Source organism: Sinomicrobium kalidii (genome assembly GCF_021183825.1).
GTDB classification, from domain to species: domain Bacteria; phylum Bacteroidota; class Bacteroidia; order Flavobacteriales; family Flavobacteriaceae; genus Sinomicrobium; species Sinomicrobium kalidii.
Window position 1 is genome coordinate 4,413,254 of record NZ_CP089211.1, and the last position, 15,635, is coordinate 4,428,888.

Annotated in this window: 13 protein-coding genes; 8 read left to right on the top strand and 5 right to left on the bottom strand. The window is 45.8% G+C overall.

From position 1 onward, the window contains the following. The first annotated feature begins 2 nt into the window (after positions 1 to 2). On the top strand, positions 3 to 1,178 hold the full coding sequence (locus LS482_RS18020) for a GlmU family protein (protein ID WP_233028904.1): 1,176 nt from the start codon (positions 3 to 5) through the stop codon (positions 1,176 to 1,178). A 15-nt stretch (positions 1,179 to 1,193) separates the two neighbouring features. Here the strand turns inward: LS482_RS18020 and LS482_RS18025 are convergent, their stop codons facing one another. Beyond that, positions 1,194 to 3,560 carry a S9 family peptidase gene (locus LS482_RS18025; protein ID WP_233028905.1) on the bottom strand — a complete coding sequence of 789 codons (2,367 nt, stop codon included), beginning with the start codon at positions 3,558 to 3,560 and terminating at the stop codon, positions 1,194 to 1,196. Between the two features lie 152 nt (positions 3,561 to 3,712). Here LS482_RS18025 and mtaB point away from each other — a divergent pair, with 152 nt between their 5' ends. Further along, entirely contained in the window at positions 3,713 to 5,050 is a 1,338-nt protein-coding gene (mtaB, locus tag LS482_RS18030; protein WP_233028906.1) for a tRNA (N(6)-L-threonylcarbamoyladenosine(37)-C(2))-methylthiotransferase MtaB, read from the top strand. A 41-nt stretch (positions 5,051 to 5,091) separates the two neighbouring features. Further along, a complete protein-coding gene (bla, locus tag LS482_RS18035; protein ID WP_233028907.1) occupies positions 5,092 to 5,835 on the top strand; it encodes a subclass B1 metallo-beta-lactamase in 744 nt (247 codons plus the stop codon). A gap of 155 nt (positions 5,836 to 5,990) precedes the next feature. On the opposite strand, the gene LS482_RS18040 is transcribed toward bla, so the two are convergent. After that, positions 5,991 to 6,281, bottom strand: a complete 291-nt coding sequence (locus LS482_RS18040) for a GNAT family N-acetyltransferase (RefSeq protein WP_233028908.1) — start codon at positions 6,279 to 6,281, stop codon at positions 5,991 to 5,993. 345 nt (positions 6,282 to 6,626) lie between these two features. Between LS482_RS18040 and LS482_RS18045 the strand changes: the two genes are divergently transcribed. Together LS482_RS18045 and LS482_RS18050 are read left to right on the top strand one after the other, a co-directional pair. Next, the gene (locus tag LS482_RS18045; protein WP_233028909.1) at positions 6,627 to 7,289 is read left to right on the top strand and encodes an alpha/beta fold hydrolase; all 663 of its coding nucleotides are present in this window, start codon (positions 6,627 to 6,629) and stop codon (positions 7,287 to 7,289) included. 133 nt (positions 7,290 to 7,422) lie between these two features. Then, positions 7,423 to 8,373 carry a lytic transglycosylase domain-containing protein gene (locus LS482_RS18050; RefSeq protein ID WP_233028910.1) on the top strand — a complete coding sequence of 317 codons (951 nt, stop codon included), beginning with the start codon at positions 7,423 to 7,425 and terminating at the stop codon, positions 8,371 to 8,373. A 64-nt stretch (positions 8,374 to 8,437) separates the two neighbouring features. Here the strand turns inward: LS482_RS18050 and LS482_RS18055 are convergent, their stop codons facing one another. Continuing rightward, positions 8,438 to 8,953 carry a DUF2892 domain-containing protein gene (locus LS482_RS18055; RefSeq protein WP_233028911.1) on the bottom strand — a complete coding sequence of 172 codons (516 nt, stop codon included), beginning with the start codon at positions 8,951 to 8,953 and terminating at the stop codon, positions 8,438 to 8,440. A gap of 324 nt (positions 8,954 to 9,277) precedes the next feature. Between LS482_RS18055 and rpmH the strand changes: the two genes are divergently transcribed. Continuing rightward, positions 9,278 to 9,436, top strand: coding sequence for a 50S ribosomal protein L34 (rpmH, locus tag LS482_RS18060; protein WP_233028912.1), 159 nt, complete (start codon positions 9,278 to 9,280; stop codon positions 9,434 to 9,436). 105 nt (positions 9,437 to 9,541) lie between these two features. Beyond that, entirely contained in the window at positions 9,542 to 12,394 is a 2,853-nt protein-coding gene (gene carB / locus LS482_RS18065; RefSeq protein ID WP_233028913.1) for a carbamoyl-phosphate synthase large subunit, read from the top strand. Positions 12,395 to 12,614: 220 nt separating this feature from the next. On the opposite strand, the gene LS482_RS18070 is transcribed toward carB, so the two are convergent. After that, positions 12,615 to 13,379 (bottom strand): MBL fold metallo-hydrolase, encoded by a 765-nt coding sequence (locus LS482_RS18070; protein WP_233028914.1) that lies wholly within the window; start codon positions 13,377 to 13,379, stop codon positions 12,615 to 12,617. A gap of 75 nt (positions 13,380 to 13,454) precedes the next feature. After that, positions 13,455 to 14,480, bottom strand: coding sequence for a formimidoylglutamase (locus tag LS482_RS18075; RefSeq protein WP_233028915.1), 1,026 nt, complete (start codon positions 14,478 to 14,480; stop codon positions 13,455 to 13,457). Positions 14,481 to 14,609: 129 nt separating this feature from the next. On the opposite strand from LS482_RS18075, the gene LS482_RS18080 reads away from it, so the two are divergent. Further along, on the top strand, positions 14,610 to 15,629 hold the full coding sequence (locus LS482_RS18080; RefSeq protein WP_233028916.1) for a DUF8428 domain-containing protein: 1,020 nt from the start codon (positions 14,610 to 14,612) through the stop codon (positions 15,627 to 15,629). Positions 15,630 to 15,635: the final 6 nt, after the last annotated feature.

Sequence of the window (15,635 nt, forward strand, 5' to 3'; positions counted from 1 at the left end):
CTATGAACTATATCCTTTTTGACGGCCCCGTCCGGAATGCGCTTCTGCCCTTTACGTTTACCAGGCCTGTTGCGGATATCCGGATAGGTATACTGACCATACGCGAAAAGTGGGAAAAACTGCTGAAAACAAACACATCTGTCATTACACAGGATTATCTGGCAGATAAATTTCCTCTGGTAAGTGCAGGCGAGAATATCCTTATTGATGCATCTTATATACCTGATCCGGGGTTGGCGGAACAGGTCGAACAATTGAAACCCGGAGAAGCGATATATCACGAAGACAACATCATTGCATTTAACAGTACGGAAGCCAGGGCCGATGCAGACCTTTCAACTTTCAGGAAAAAAAATATAAGCGGCGAACCGTTCCGTGTGGAAAATACCTGGGACATATTCTCAAAGAATAAAGAAGCCCTGCAATCGGATTTCGAGTTGCTTACCAAAGACAGGGAAAGCATGCCCATACCGGATGGTGTACAGGTGATTGCCCCGGAAAACGTATTTATTGAAGAAGGTGCTGAACTTTTCTTTACCACGCTCAATGCTTCGAACGGACCCATTTATATAGGTAAGAACACCCTGATCATGGAAGGTTGCCATATTCGCGGAGGTTTTGCCCTGTGTGAGGGGAGTATCGTAAAAATGGGCGCTAAAATATACGGTGCCACAACTGTCGGCCCCTACTGTAAGGTAGGAGGGGAGATAAACAATTCCGTTTTGTTTTCCTATTCCAATAAGGGGCACGAAGGATTTCTGGGGAATGCCGTATTGGGGGAATGGTGTAATATAGGTGCGGATACCAATAACTCCAATATGAAAAACAACTATGATGAGGTGAGGTTGTGGAGTTATGAAGAAGAGCGTTTCAGGAAAACGGGACTGCAGTTTTGCGGCTTGATGATGGGCGATCACAGTAAATGCGGTATCAATACCATGTTCAATACGGGAACGGTGATAGGAGTGAACACCAACATCTACGGTAGTGGCCTTCCCCGCAATTTTGTCCCGGACTTTTCCTGGGGAGGCGCAAGCGGTTTTACGGTCTATGCATTGCCAAAAGCCATCGAATCGGCTAAAAGGGCATCGGCGAGACGCAATGTGGAATTTACCGATACCGACGCCCGGATACTCAAACATGTCTTTGAGGCCACCAAAAAATGGCGAAAAGGATGACCTTTCCCGGAGTACTTATTCCGGGAGGGTATCGTTGAACAGCTTTAAAATCCGTTTGTATTCATCCGTCCAGCTACTGGGTTCAACAAAACCGTGGTCTTCGGCGGGGTAAACGGCCATTTCCCAGTTGTCTTTTCCCAGTTCGATGAGGCGTTGCGACAATCGGACCACATCCTGAAAATGTACGTTTACATCTACCATGCCGTGTGCTATTAGCAGGTTGCCTTTTAAACCTTCCGCAAAATAAATGGGGGACGAACGGCGATAGGCCTTGGGGTCTTTTGCAGGTTCGTTCAGGATATTGGACGTATAACCGTGATTGTAATGCGCCCAGTCTGTTACCGAGCGGAGTGCGGCCCCGGAAGTGAAAGTGTCGCTTTCGTTGAACATGGCCATGAGAGTGATGAACCCGCCGTAACTTCCGCCGTAAATCCCGATTTTATCTTTGTCAATACCGTGTTCGGCTACAAGATATCTGGCCCCGTCCACCTGGTCAGAAAGGTCTTTTCCGCCCATGTGCCGGTAAATGGCCGTACGCCAGTCCCTGCCGTATCCCGCACTGCCACGGTAATCGATATCCAGTACGGTGTAGCCCAGGTCGGTCAGCAGGTTGTGGAACATGTATTCCCTGAAGTAAGACGACCACCATTTATGAACATTCTGCAGGTACCCCGCACCGTGAACAAAAATAACAGCAGCATTGTTTTTTACACCCGCTTCCGGGACATATAAACGGGCAGGGATTTCCGTACCATCAGACGCCGTAAAAGAGATCAACTTCGGATCGCGCCAGGAATAGGCGCTGAAAGCTTCGGATTGTCCGGAAGTGAGCTGTACCGCTTCGGTATTGGGGGTGTTCTTTTTCAGATAGAGTTCCCATGGTTTGTTGCTGTAGGAATGCCGTATGGCCAGGTATTTTTCGTCGGGTGAGAGCGTTACCTGGTTGTTGCCGGTCATAGAGGTGAGCTTCGTCATTTTCCCGCCGTATACGGGCATTCTGTAAAAATGACGTTCTCCCGGGTGTACCTCGGAAGTGGTAAGATACCAGCTTTTCCTGTCCTTGGAAAGTACGGGGTTAAATACTTCAAACTCCCCGGAAGTAAGCGCTTTTTTCTTTCCGGTAGTCACGTCCAGCAGATACAGGTGCGAATAGCCCGTTTCTTCCGATTGGAAATAAATGTGTTTGTTATCGGGCAGCCAGCCCAGGGTGCCCCCTCCCATGGTCCAGCCGATGCCGGGGCCCGCGATCCAGGCTTCGTCCCGTTGGCGGTCCAGGGTTTTTAAACTGCCGTCTTCCGGATTGAGCAGGGCTATCCAGCGGTCTTTGTTGTCTTTGGAACGTATGTTGACCACAGCGTGTTCTCCGTTGTCCGAAAAGTATACATCGGTAACCATAACCTGTCGTTCTTCCGCTTTCCATTCCCTGTCGGGATAATCCTTTACGTAATCCGGGAGATCGGTTATTCCGGGCAATGTTCCTGTATTTACAATGTATACGGTGTCTTTTTCCAGGTTGTATATACCGAGTTCAACCACGGCGGTCCGTTCACCTACCTTGGCCCTGGTATTCAGGTCGCTGGTATAGCCTGAAGCGTCAATATAGTCGGGGACGATGGTCTTTTTGGCCTTGTTCCGGGTTACCAGACTGAAAGTGGCGTATTTCTCATCCGGGGAAAGCTGCTGGTCGTATACGTTCTTATCTCCGGAGTAGAATATAAAGGGATCTTCTTCAGATACCATTTCCCGGTAGGTTTCGGCCTGTTTTTTCTTTTCTTCCCTTTCCCGGACCACACTAAGCAGTTCCAGGTTATTCTCCTGCAACCATTTGTTCTTTTCAGAACGTTCTTTTTCCTTATCTGAATCGGGTTCCCCGCTTTTTATATGCGTCACTTGTTCCAATGTTCCGTCGGTCAGGGAATACACAAAGAGATTATTTTCCATTTCAAGGGCAATCCTGCTTTCATCGGCGAGAAACCGGGGAGAAGTGATAGTATTTCCCAGTTGCAACAAAATTGTTTTCTCCCTTTTTTTCAGGTCGTAGAGGTAGAGTTTGTTCGCTTTGGTATAGAGTTTTTTTGTCTTTGCCTTGTTGTAATCCCCTTCGCGTTCGGGGATCAGGGCCATTTTTTCGCGGGGAGACATTTTTACTATGGTTTTCGGATTTTTTATCCGGATACGATAAAGGGAATCCGAAGGATCGTTGTCTCTGTTGTATTTGAAATAGATGGTTTCCCCGTGTTCGCCCCACTGTACGTCTGACGGGAAAGTTCCCATCCAGCGGGTATCCTGCATGATTTTTTCGACCGAAAGGGCACTTGTCTGTGCGTTCAGGTTATAGGAGAGGAATGTAAAAAGGAATAACAGGGTGATTTTTTGCAGCATGAGAAACAGGTTTTAATTGCAGTTTACGAAACTACACATTTTTTTTAATTCGGTTCCAAATACTTTGAGTACCTTTGCATTCCCTGAAGCTATATAAATAGCTCGTCCCTAAGTCTTTGAAGGGATTTTGAATTTTATAACAAGGCTTGCAAATGGAACACAGGAAAAAGGTGGCTTTTTATACACTGGGGTGCAAACTGAACTTTTCGGAGACATCTACCATTGCCCGGGGTTTTCAGGACAAGGGCTTTGACCGTGTGGGTTTCGAGGATATTGCGGATATTTATGTCGTAAATACCTGTTCGGTAACAGAAAATGCGGACCGGCAGTTCAAACATGTGGTGAAAAAGGCACTGAAGAAGAATGAAAATGCCTTTGTTGCGGCCGTTGGGTGTTATGCCCAGCTCAAACCGGAAGAACTGGCCGCCGTGGACGGGGTAGATCTTGTATTGGGCGCTACCGAAAAATTCAAGATCACGGATTATATTAATGACCTTTCTAAAAACGATTTCGGGGAAGTGCACTCCTGCGAGATCGAGGAGGCCGATTTTTATGTGGGAAGCTATTCTATTGGCGACAGAACGCGGGCATTTCTCAAAGTACAGGATGGCTGTGATTATAAATGTACCTATTGTACCATTCCGCTGGCTCGTGGAATATCGCGTAGTGATGTCCTGGAAAATGTACTGAAAAACGCAAAGGAAATATCAGAACAAAACATAAAGGAAATCGTACTTACCGGTGTTAATATCGGCGATTACGGCAAAGGTGAATTCGGGAACAAAAAACACGAACACACCTTTCTGGACTTGGTAAAGGCCCTGGACGAGGTGGAAGGTATAGAACGCCTCCGTATTTCTTCCATAGAGCCCAATTTGTTGAAAAACGAAACCATAGAATTTGTAGCGGGAAGCCGGACTTTCGTGCCTCATTTTCACGTTCCGCTGCAATCGGGAAGTAATGATATCCTGAAACGGATGCGCCGCAGGTACCTGCGTGAACTTTACGTGGACCGGGTACGTAAAATAAAAGAGGTGATGCCGCATGCGTGCATCGGGGTGGATGTAATTGTCGGGTTTCCCGGTGAAACGGATGAATATTTCCTGGAGACCTATCATTTTCTCAATGAACTGGATATATCTTACCTCCACGTGTTTACCTATTCCGAACGGGCCAATACCCCGGCTGCGGAAATGGACGGTGTAGTGCCCAGAAAAGTACGGGCCAAAAGGAGTAAGATGCTTCGCGTACTTTCGGCAAAGAAGCGTCGTGCTTTCTACGAAAGCCAGTTGGGAACCACCCGTACCGTATTGTTTGAAGGAGAGAACAAGGCGGGCTATATACACGGGTTTACCGAAAATTATGTAAAAGTGAAAGCACCCTGGAACCCGGAACTGGTGAATACTCTGCACAGGATTGTCCTGAAAGACATTGATGAAGACGGCATGGTGCGCTTTGATTTTGTGGAAGAAGCGGTGTATGCTTCATAAATATGTGAATGCCCTGATAATCCCGAAACAATAATTTGATTATGAAGTATTACTTGCTTTGTACCGTGGCTCTCGTACTTCTGGGATGTGGCTGCGGGAAGCCCGGAAAAAAAGCCGTCGGCAACTATAAATCGGAAAATCTTATCATCCGGAAAATTTCAGACAATGCCTATCTGCATACTTCATTTATGAATGTCGAAGGTTTCGGAAGGGTATCCTGTAACGGAGCTGTATTTTTTGACAGGGGAGAAGCCGTGATCTTTGATACTCCCGGGCTTGTTGATGTTTCCGAAGAACTTATCCGGTGGACGGAAGATTCGCTGAAATGCAGCCTCAAGGCTGTGATCCCCACACATTTTCACACTGATTGCCTGGGCGGGCTGGATGCATTTCACAAACGTAAAATACCGTCTTACGCCAGTAATGCCACTATAGCACTGGCGCGGTCCAATGGTACTGCTGTCCCGCAGCAGGGATTTGACGTGTCAGAAAAAATAAAGGTAGGGGACAGGGAGGTTTTCCTGGAATATCTTGGAGAAGGACATACACGTGATAATATTGTCGGTTATTTTCCGGGAGACGAAATAGTGTTCGGGGGATGTCTGGTCAAGGCTTCCGGGGCAGGAAAAGGTAATCTGGAAGATGCCAATACTAAAGCATGGCCGGAAACGGTCAGAAAACTGAAATCAAGACACCCGGAGGTCAGAATGGTAATACCGGGGCACGGTGAAGCCGGAGGAACGGAGCTACTCGATTACACCATTAAGCTATTTGAGCGAAAATAAAGGTATCCCGTGATGACATTATTCTGGAGGTTCTCCGGAATAGTTGCAAAAACAAAATAAAACACCGGAACCTTCCGGTTTTCGAAATACCTTCCGGGTGTTTTGTGTCACCGAATTCCCCGGAAATTTCGGGTTTCGGGAAGAACTCCTGTTTTTCAGATACGGATACCTACGGGCAGCAAGTCTTTATATTCTTTGTGTTTTCGTAAAAACCGTGCAATTTCCGGACTGGTGGGCACTACACGCAGGTTTCGCTTTTCTACGATCTGTAGTACGGATTCGATAAAATCGTCCCTAAATCCATCGTCGAGATCTTCGGGAAAGACCAGTTTGGTCAGGAAGATCTTTTTCTCCTGGGAGGAGTACTCAATTTTGGCCAGTTTGCCACTTACTCGCAGTTCAAACTGGCGCAAAAAATCATTGTCTTTAACAGCTACTTCATTCATCGATTTTTGTTTTAAGTTTACAGGAATTACGTCATATTTGGTGTATGAAAGCCCGGCACGGCACGTGATACGGCCATAAGACAAGGCCCGGATTGGATTGTACACATGATATACACCACTTGTTTTTCATTTTAAACCTTTTCCTTGTGTAAGAATTGCAGGAGAAATGTTTCTTTTTCACAGGTAAAACCTAAATTTGTAGAGAATGCCGTACAAATAGGTTTTGAGTATTGTTTCCTGAAAAGCCGTATTAATGACAGCAGGAAACCATAGCATGGTGCGATTTGCGGGTACAAAGATACAAAAAAATACTAAGAGTCTATTATACAATCACATAACAAATTGATGAATAGTCCCAAAATCCCTGTCTATTTCATGCCCGGCATGGCCGCGAGTCCGCTTATTTTTGAACATATCCGTCTGCCTGAAGACCGTTATGAAACCTGTTTCCTGGAATGGATGCCTCCGCATAAGAACGAATCCCTGAAGGCATATGCCGGGCGAATGTGCAAAAGAATCACGCACGATAGTCCTGTACTTATAGGCGTATCCTTTGGCGGGATGCTGGTGCAGGAAATGGCGAAGTATGTAAAAGCGAAAAAGGTGATCATTGTTTCAAGTGTTAAATGCAGGGATGAATTGCCCGCAAAAATGTTGTTTGCCAGGTATACCGGGATACATAGATTACTTCCTACGGGCCTGGTGAACAACGTGGAACTTTTGGCCAGGTATGCATTTGGCGAGGCCGTGAGCAAAAGGCTGGAAATGTACGAACGCTACCTGGCTGTGAAGGATAAGAAATACATAGACTGGGCCATTGACGCCATAGTGCGGTGGGACCGGGAAGAAATCCTGCCCGGGATTGTTCACATCCACGGTGAAAGAGATCCCGTTTTTCCGATAGCCAGGATAAAGGATTGCATCCGTATAAAGCGGGGTACACATATTATGATTATCAACCGCTACAAGTGGTTTAACGAACACCTTCCTTCACTTATCGCGAATTAAAAGCTGGGGCGATCTTATATTTTGTAATACGGATTTTTTTACCTTTACAACATATTTCCTCCGTACACGGGGGATGAGAGTATGATTTCAGGAAAATTAACGTTAAAGAGTAATCGAGACAAAGATGAGAGTTATGGAATGGTTGAAAAAGGGCCTGATGGCCGTGGGGATTGTTGCACTGGCAGGGTTTTTCCTCAATTCGGTTCAGAGTGAAGGAAAAGATTCGGGAGACACCGGAAATGATCCGGAAATTAAAGACAAGGCTGTCGATGATTATAACGTATACGCCATTGACTTCGTGGAAGAGATGAGTTTTGCAGGCGAACCTGTCCCGGCGGACGAGCCGGATATACGGGAGCGCCTGGACCGGGAGATACTGGTAAATACCTACTGGCAGTCCAATGGCCTGTTGCTGATAAAACGGGCCCATAAATATTTTCCGGTGATAGAGCCCATCCTTGCCAAACACGGTGTGCCGGATGACTTTAAATACCTGGCCGTAATTGAAAGCGGATTGCAGAATGTGGTGTCCCCGGCCCGGGCAACCGGTTTCTGGCAGATCATGAGGTCCACGGGCAGGGAATACGGACTGGAGGTCAATGATAATGTAGATGAACGCTATCATTTGGAAAAGTCGACCGAAGTAGCCTGTGAATACCTGAAAAAAGCTAAGGAACGTTTCGGGAACTGGACAATGGCCGCCGCTGCTTATAATGCCGGCCAGGCCGGAATGGCCAGGCAACAGGAACGTCAGAAGGAACTGGATTACTACGATATTTTACTGGGTGAAGAAACCGGAAGGTATATTTTCAGGATACTGGCCGTGAAAGCTATACTGTCCGATCCGTATAAATACGGTTTTAATATTGAGGAGAAACACATGTACACCATGGTACCCACCAGGAAAATAAAAGTGGATTACGAGATCGATGACCTGGCCGATTTTGCCAGGGAAAACGGTATTAACTACAAGATATTGAAAATCCATAATCCCTGGCTGAGGGAGACCAGACTGAACAATAAGTCGAGAAAGGAATATTTTATAAAGATACCGAAAAAGGGATATTATAATGTAGGAAGGTAGAAGTACAAAGCGAAGGGCCGGAGTCAGAAGTATTTTGCTGCTCCTGACTCCGGACTTCCGGCAACTAAATCCTTTTCATCTGTTGCTGCATCATTTTTATCTGCTCGGCAAGCATATTCTGCTTGTCCAGTTTTTTGGCTTCGTTAAGTAACAGGGTAGCTTCCCGTTTTCTGCGTTTTTGCATGGCTATACCCGCAAGGCTCAGTTTGGCCATGGCCACGTCATAGTTCATCGAAAGTCCGAGTTTCAGGGCCTTTTTAAAATATTTTTCGGCATGGGTAAGGTTGGTTTGTGAGGCCATAATCCCGTGAAGGTAATTGTAATACCCCTGTTGTTTCCGGATAAGTGCCGCTTCCGGGTTTTTGATCTTGTTCAGCCATTTTGCCGTACCTTCAAAATCCTGTTTTCGCATACGCAGGAAAGCGAGGAGTATCATTTCATTCCTGAAATAAAGGAAGATGAACACCAGGGCCAGCAAAATGAGGAATATACCGTTTCCTATGTTCCCTTCTGTAAATTGATAAACTGCATAGCCAATAATAAGCGCAGCGATGATTAATTTTAGGTTTTTATTGAACATGTTGTGTTTTTTTAAGAATGCACTTAGGCGAACAAGGCTGCAAAGTTAAAAAAAAGTCACGGAGCACAGATGACATTACTGCAAATTTCCGGGAATCCTATCAGTTAGAAAGAAAAGTGTGTAGTATGGCATAGTCCCTTGCGTATAATGCCCGACAACAGAACGACTCAGGACGGGGAGATACCGGAAAGCGGGAAGTTTAAAAATATTTTTAAATGATTTGTCAAAATGAAAACTCTTCGTATATTTGCGCCGCACTTTTGTGAAGGAATCTCGTGCACATTGAATTAGGTATTTTTTTAAGAAGATTTAAGATATTAGACAATGAAAAGAACATTTCAACCCTCAAGGAGAAAAAGAAGGAACAAGCACGGTTTTAGAGAGCGAATGGCAACTACCGACGGCAGAAAAGTGCTTGCCCGAAGAAGGGCGAAAGGAAGAAAGAAATTAACCGTATCTTCCGAACCAAGGCATAAGAAATAATGCTATTGAAATTCTATTCATATAAAGGGTGTTACTTTTAAGAGTGACACCTTTTTTTATATCCGATCTGTACATAATTCGTTTAAATAACACAATACCAAAGAAATGCCAAAAAGAAAAGATCTAAAATGTATCCTGATTATCGGTTCGGGGCCTATTATCATAGGGCAGGCGTGTGAGTTTGACTATTCTGGTTCGCAGTCATTGCGTTCCCTGCGGGAAGATGGTGTGGAAACTATTCTGATAAACAGTAATCCTGCCACCATTATGACAGACCCATCCATGGCAGATCACGTATACCTGAAACCGCTTACTACAAAATCCATCATAGAAATACTGAAGGCCCATCCCAATATTGATGCGGTACTTCCCACGATGGGCGGGCAAACTGCATTGAACCTGTGTATAGAAGCCGATGAAAAAGGGATATGGAAGGATTTTGGCGTAGAAATTATAGGTGTTGACATCGATGCCATAAACATTACGGAAGACCGGGAAAAATTCAGGGTGTTGCTTCAGAAGATCGGTATTCCCGTAGCACCGTCCAAAACAGCGACTTCCTATCTTAAAGGAAAAGAGGTTGCCCAGGAATTCGGTTTTCCGCTGGTGATCCGGCCTTCGTTTACCCTGGGAGGGACCGGGGCATCTTTTGTCCACAAAAAGGAAGATTTTGATACCCTGCTCACCAGGGGGCTCGAAGCGTCGCCCATTCACGAGGTGCTCATCGATAAGGCCCTTCTCGGATGGAAGGAGTACGAACTGGAGCTTCTGCGGGACAAGAACGATAACGTAGTTATTATATGTACCATAGAAAATATGGACCCGATGGGCGTTCATACCGGGGATTCCATTACCGTGGCACCTGCCATGACATTATCTGACACCGCTTTCCAGCGGATGCGCGACATGGCCATAAAAATGATGCGAAGCATCGGTGACTTTGCCGGGGGGTGTAATGTACAGTTTGCCGTGAGCCCCGATGAAAAGGAAGATATCATTGCCATAGAGATCAACCCCAGGGTATCCCGTTCCTCGGCGCTGGCATCCAAGGCCACCGGGTACCCGATTGCAAAAATAGCTTCGAAACTGGCCCTCGGATATACGCTGGACGAACTGGACAACCAGATTACCGGGTCCACTTCAGCCCTGTTTGAGCCTACCCTCGATTATGTGATCGTGAAAATACCGCGATGGAACTTCGACAAGTTTGAAGGTTCTGACAGGACACTGGGACTCCAGATGAAATCGGTAGGAGAAGTGATGGGGATCGGGCGCTCCTTCCAGGAAGCCCTGCACAAAGCCACACAGTCCCTGGAGATCAAACGGAATGGACTGGGGGCCGATGGCAAGGGATACAAGGATTACGACAAGATCATTGAAAAACTTACCAACCCGAGCTGGGACCGCGTATTCGTTATTTACGATGCCATACAGATGGGTATACCGCTCAGCAGGATCTATGACATTACCAAAATAGATATGTGGTTCCTGAAACAGTATGAGGAACTCCATTTCCTGGAAAAGGAAATTTCGTCATATTCCATAGAATCGCTTCCCAAGGACCTCCTCCTGGAAGCTAAACAAAAAGGCTTTGCAGACCGGCAAATAGCACATATGCTCGATTGCTGGGAAAGTGAGGTCTATAAAAAACGGGAAGAACTGGGCGTGAAGCGTATCTATAAACTGGTGGATACCTGTGCAGCCGAATTTAAGGCGCAAACCCCGTATTATTATTCCACTTTTGAAGACGAAATAGAGACTGCCGACGGACAACGCTACCTTGATAACGAGAGCAAGGTAAACGATAAAAAGAAAATCGTAGTACTCGGTTCGGGGCCCAACCGAATCGGGCAGGGGATCGAGTTCGATTACTGCTGTGTACACGGCGTACTCGCCGCTGCTGAATGCGGTTACGAAACCATAATGATAAACTGTAACCCCGAAACGGTATCTACGGACTTCGATACGGCAGACAAACTCTATTTCGAACCCGTATTCTGGGAACATATTTACGACATTATCCGTCATGAAAAACCCGAAGGGGTTATCGTACAGTTGGGGGGGCAGACAGCGCTCAAGCTGGCAGAGAAGCTGGATAAATACGGAATAAATATCATAGGAACCAGCTTTGAATCCCTTGACCTTGCAGAAGATCGCGGAAGTTTCTCCACACTGCTCAAGGCCAACGATATTCCTTACCCGGAGTTCGGTGTGGCAGAAACGGCTGAAGAGGCCCTGAAACTGTCCGACCATCTGAATTTCCCGATCCTGGTACGCCCGTCTTATGTGCTTGGCGGACAGGGGATGAAGATCGTTATAAACAAGGAAGAACTGGAAGAGCATGTTGTAGACCTGCTTCGCAAAATACCGAACAATAAATTATTGCTGGACCACTATCTCGACGGTGCCATCGAAGCCGAAGCCGATGCAATATGTGACGGGGAAAACGTTTATATCATCGGTATTATGGAGCATATAGAGCCCTGTGGGATTCACTCCGGGGACTCGAATGCCACACTGCCGCCGTTTAACCTGGGAGAGTTCGTATTGCAGCAGATCAAGGACCATACCCATAAGATCGCTCTGGCACTCAATACCGTGGGGCTTATCAATATCCAGTTTGCCATAAAAGACGATGTTGTGTACATCATAGAGGCCAACCCGAGAGCTTCCAGGACTGTACCGTTTATTGCCAAAGCCTATGGTGAACCGTATGTGAACTATGCCACCAAGGTGATGCTTGGCGAGAAGAAAATAGCCGATTTCGAATTCAAACCCAAACTGAACGGGTATGCCATAAAACAACCGGTGTTCTCCTTTAACAAGTTCCCTAATGTGAATAAAAATCTGGGGCCGGAGATGAAGAGTACCGGAGAAGGCATCCTGTTTATAGAAAGCCTGAAGGACGACCAGTTCTATGAGCTTTATACCCGCAGAAAAATGTATCTCAGCAAATAAAGCCAACAAAAAATCCACCACGGTGGATTTTTTTTATGGGTTATGTCCCGTTTATTACTGTCAGTTTTAAAGGTTAACCCTCTGCAATTTCATTACAGTTACTTTGGTTGCTGTAAATTTTAGCCACGAATACACAGATATGTAATTACTCGTGTATCCGTGGCTAAACAAACAAACTTTCAGTCTGCCGGAAACCTCCGGACCTGCAGTCCGGTGCGGTTTAGTTATACCAGTCTCTCAGCCGTACTTCGATAGAGCGGTCCCCGGCATTGACCAGTTTTTTAAATTGTTTTGTGTCACTTATGTCCGGTCTGCCACGGTAGTGATAGGGATATACGACTTTCGGTTTAAATTCCAGGACAGCATCGGCAGCCTGTTCTACCGACATGGTATAGGGCAGGTTCATGCATATAAAAGCAATGTCAATCGCTTCAAGAGCACGCATTTCAGGAATGTCTTCGGTGTCACCGCTGATATAGATATTCTTGTCATCCAGCGTAATGATATAACCGTTTCCCCTTCCTTTAACGTGTTTGGCATCTTCACTTTCGGGGAGGTTATACATGGGGATTGCCCTGACCGGTATTCCGGATATGGTTTTTTCATCCCCGTTTTTAAGAACGATCATTTTGTTTTTATAACTTTCCGGAAGTTGATCGGCAACCGCTCCGGGGACCACAAAGGTGGCGTTATCCGTATCCAGTTCCGAGAGGGTATCAGGGTCCAGATGGTCGCCGTGGATATCGGTAATAAAAATGATATCTGGGGTTTTTAGTTTTGAAAACCTCCCGGCCCCGCCGTAAGGGTCCACGTAGATGGATATATTTTTCCACTCCATGGCCAGGGTCCCGTGATGTACGGGGTGAATGACAATGTTGTTTCCTTCGCCGGAAATCTCGGTATCGGGGGTTACCTGTGAGTATCCTAAAAAGACCGACAGGCAGGTCAGCAAAACAAAACTTAAAGCAGTGATCGGTTTTTTCATAATGATGGGTTGTAAATTAATGAATTATAAATTTACAAAAAGATTTTATCCCGTCCGTAAAAGCCCGGATGCTTTCTACTTACGTATAAAGTCGGTGATAAAATAAGAAATGAGCTTGCCTATAGCCCGGCATTGGCTGTCATTTTCCGGATCGGGAGCGGCTTCACAAATATGGAGGTACTGCACATTTTTGTGGTTTTTCCAGTGATGGATAAGCCGACGTACCTGTGTCGCACTAAAACCCGAAGGACTCATGGCACTGCTGGGAACATGCTGTATGGCATCGCAGTCTATCTCTATTCCGTACTTGTCCTGTTTTATAAAACCAAAGGCTTGTTCCGTCTGGTAATCAAAACCGTTTTCGGCCGGGAGCAGCAATTCTTCAAAGGTAGTATACCGAACCTGGTCTTTCAGTTCATCCATTTTTTTAAAAACCGACTTGGAAGTATAGTTTTCATGCAGTCCGAAGATAAAATAACGTTTTAAAAAACCTTCACGGAACGCATAGGAAAATCCGTTTCCGCTATGCCGTCCTTCCAGGTTTCGAAAATCGGTGTGGGCATCGACATTAATACAGTTCAGCGGTTTTCCGACAGCCAGGGCACAGCCTTTGAGGATACCATAGCAGTTATTGTGGCCGCCACCCACAACAATAGGTTTTTTCCCTGCCTGTACTACTTTCCGTACCAGGTCGGTGACCTCGGTATCTATTTTCGCCGTAAGTTCACGGGCTTTTGCGGTAAATGTGTCTTTTGAAGGGTCCAGTGATCCCAGTTCCTCCATTTCTTTACGGAAATCCAGATACCCCAGCAACAGCACCCGTTTGGCCTTGTTGCCCTTGTGGTTCTGGGTGTTCAGTAATTGTTTCAGCGCGGCATCCCATGCATATCGCGTTCCTTTTCTGCCGAGATTGCCCATGACCCCGATATCTTCCGGGACACCGAAGAGGACATATTTTGCTTTCGTTTCCCTGAATTGTTCTTCCAGGTCCTGTTCTTCGTTCAGCAACCTTATCCGCTGACCGAATTTTACCTCTCCCTTTCTATGTGCAATGAGCCTGTCTATCTCACTGCGGGTGTACGTATACAAGAAATTTTGCATGCAGGTGGTTTAAAATGTCAAAGCAAATATGAAAATAAAAAATCTATTTGTTAAATTTAATCGTATATATATTCGCTGGCAGTATAACAAAAATTAAAATTGAGCGTTAACAGTTAAAAAGAAATCATTATGACCGAATCAAAAAGTAATAACGGTTTAAAAGTTATTGCCGCACTGCTTGGGGTGGCCCTTATCGGGACAGTGATATATACCTCAAGTCTGTACAGTAATAAGAAAAAAACGGAAGTAGAGCTTACCAACCAGAAGAATATGGTGGTTGAGGATCTCAATAACCTGAAGGCAGATTACGACCGGGCCATTGCAGAGAGTGATTCTACCAATCAGGAACTCATGCAGGCCAGGGAAAGGATAGAGCAGTATATCGATTCTGTAGAAGGCATGAAAGCAGATATCGCTGCATTATACCGCTACAGAAGGCAGGTAAATGTACTTACCAAGGAAAGGGAATTCCTGCTGGCACAAAATGATTCGCTGCGCCGCTCCAATCAGATGCTGACTATGGAGAGGGACAGCACCAGGATGACTCTGCAGGAACGAACGGAATTTGCAGATTCCATCCTTACGCAAAATGTACAGTTGGCCAAAGTTGTAGACGCCGGTTCTGCACTGAGTCTGTCCAAATTTTCCGTAGAAGCGGTAAAAGAGCGGAACAGCGGAAAACTGGTATCCGTAAACAGACACCGACGGGCAGATAAACTGAAAGTATGTTACACTGTCGCTTCCAATCGTATAGCTGCTTCAGGAGATACGCAGTTCTATGTACAGGTTACAGGTCCTGACGGAAGAATAATGGGAGAAAATGCGGTAGCGAGCTATACGCCGCCCTTGAAAAAAAGTGCTTCCGAAGTAAAAAACTCGCTCAAGAGTGAAGTAGCTTCTTCGGATACTACGGGTATTGCCGAAGAGGCAGTGGAAGAAATAGCGGAAGAGGTAACACCCGAACAGGAAGCTTCTACCGTAAACGTAACTTACAGCAAGATATCCACGTTCTATTACGAAAATGCCGCTCTGGATGTGTGTGACTATGTAGACAAGGAGGGCGATGGCTTTGAGAAAGGCGATTACCAGGTAAAAGTCTTTGACAGTAAGCTGAGAGAGCTGGGGTCTTCTTCCTTTACACTTAAATAAGTAAAA

Coding starts and splice junctions, on each gene's coding strand:
- rpmH (WP_233028912.1), top strand. CDS start 9,278: ATGAAAAGAACATTTCAACCCTCAAGGAGAAAAAGAAGGAACAAGCAC.
- carB (WP_233028913.1), top strand. CDS start 9,542: ATGCCAAAAAGAAAAGATCTAAAATGTATCCTGATTATCGGTTCGGGG.
- LS482_RS18025 (WP_233028905.1), bottom strand. CDS start 3,560: ATGCTGCAAAAAATCACCCTGTTATTCCTTTTTACATTCCTCTCCTAT.
- LS482_RS18075 (WP_233028915.1), bottom strand. CDS start 14,480: ATGCAAAATTTCTTGTATACGTACACCCGCAGTGAGATAGACAGGCTC.
- LS482_RS18080 (WP_233028916.1), top strand. CDS start 14,610: ATGACCGAATCAAAAAGTAATAACGGTTTAAAAGTTATTGCCGCACTG.
- LS482_RS18070 (WP_233028914.1), bottom strand. CDS start 13,379: ATGAAAAAACCGATCACTGCTTTAAGTTTTGTTTTGCTGACCTGCCTG.
- bla (WP_233028907.1), top strand. CDS start 5,092: ATGAAGTATTACTTGCTTTGTACCGTGGCTCTCGTACTTCTGGGATGT.
- LS482_RS18055 (WP_233028911.1), bottom strand. CDS start 8,953: ATGTTCAATAAAAACCTAAAATTAATCATCGCTGCGCTTATTATTGGC.
- LS482_RS18045 (WP_233028909.1), top strand. CDS start 6,627: ATGAATAGTCCCAAAATCCCTGTCTATTTCATGCCCGGCATGGCCGCG.
- LS482_RS18040 (WP_233028908.1), bottom strand. CDS start 6,281: ATGAATGAAGTAGCTGTTAAAGACAATGATTTTTTGCGCCAGTTTGAA.
- LS482_RS18050 (WP_233028910.1), top strand. CDS start 7,423: ATGGAATGGTTGAAAAAGGGCCTGATGGCCGTGGGGATTGTTGCACTG.
- mtaB (WP_233028906.1), top strand. CDS start 3,713: ATGGAACACAGGAAAAAGGTGGCTTTTTATACACTGGGGTGCAAACTG.
- LS482_RS18020 (WP_233028904.1), top strand. CDS start 3: ATGAACTATATCCTTTTTGACGGCCCCGTCCGGAATGCGCTTCTGCCC.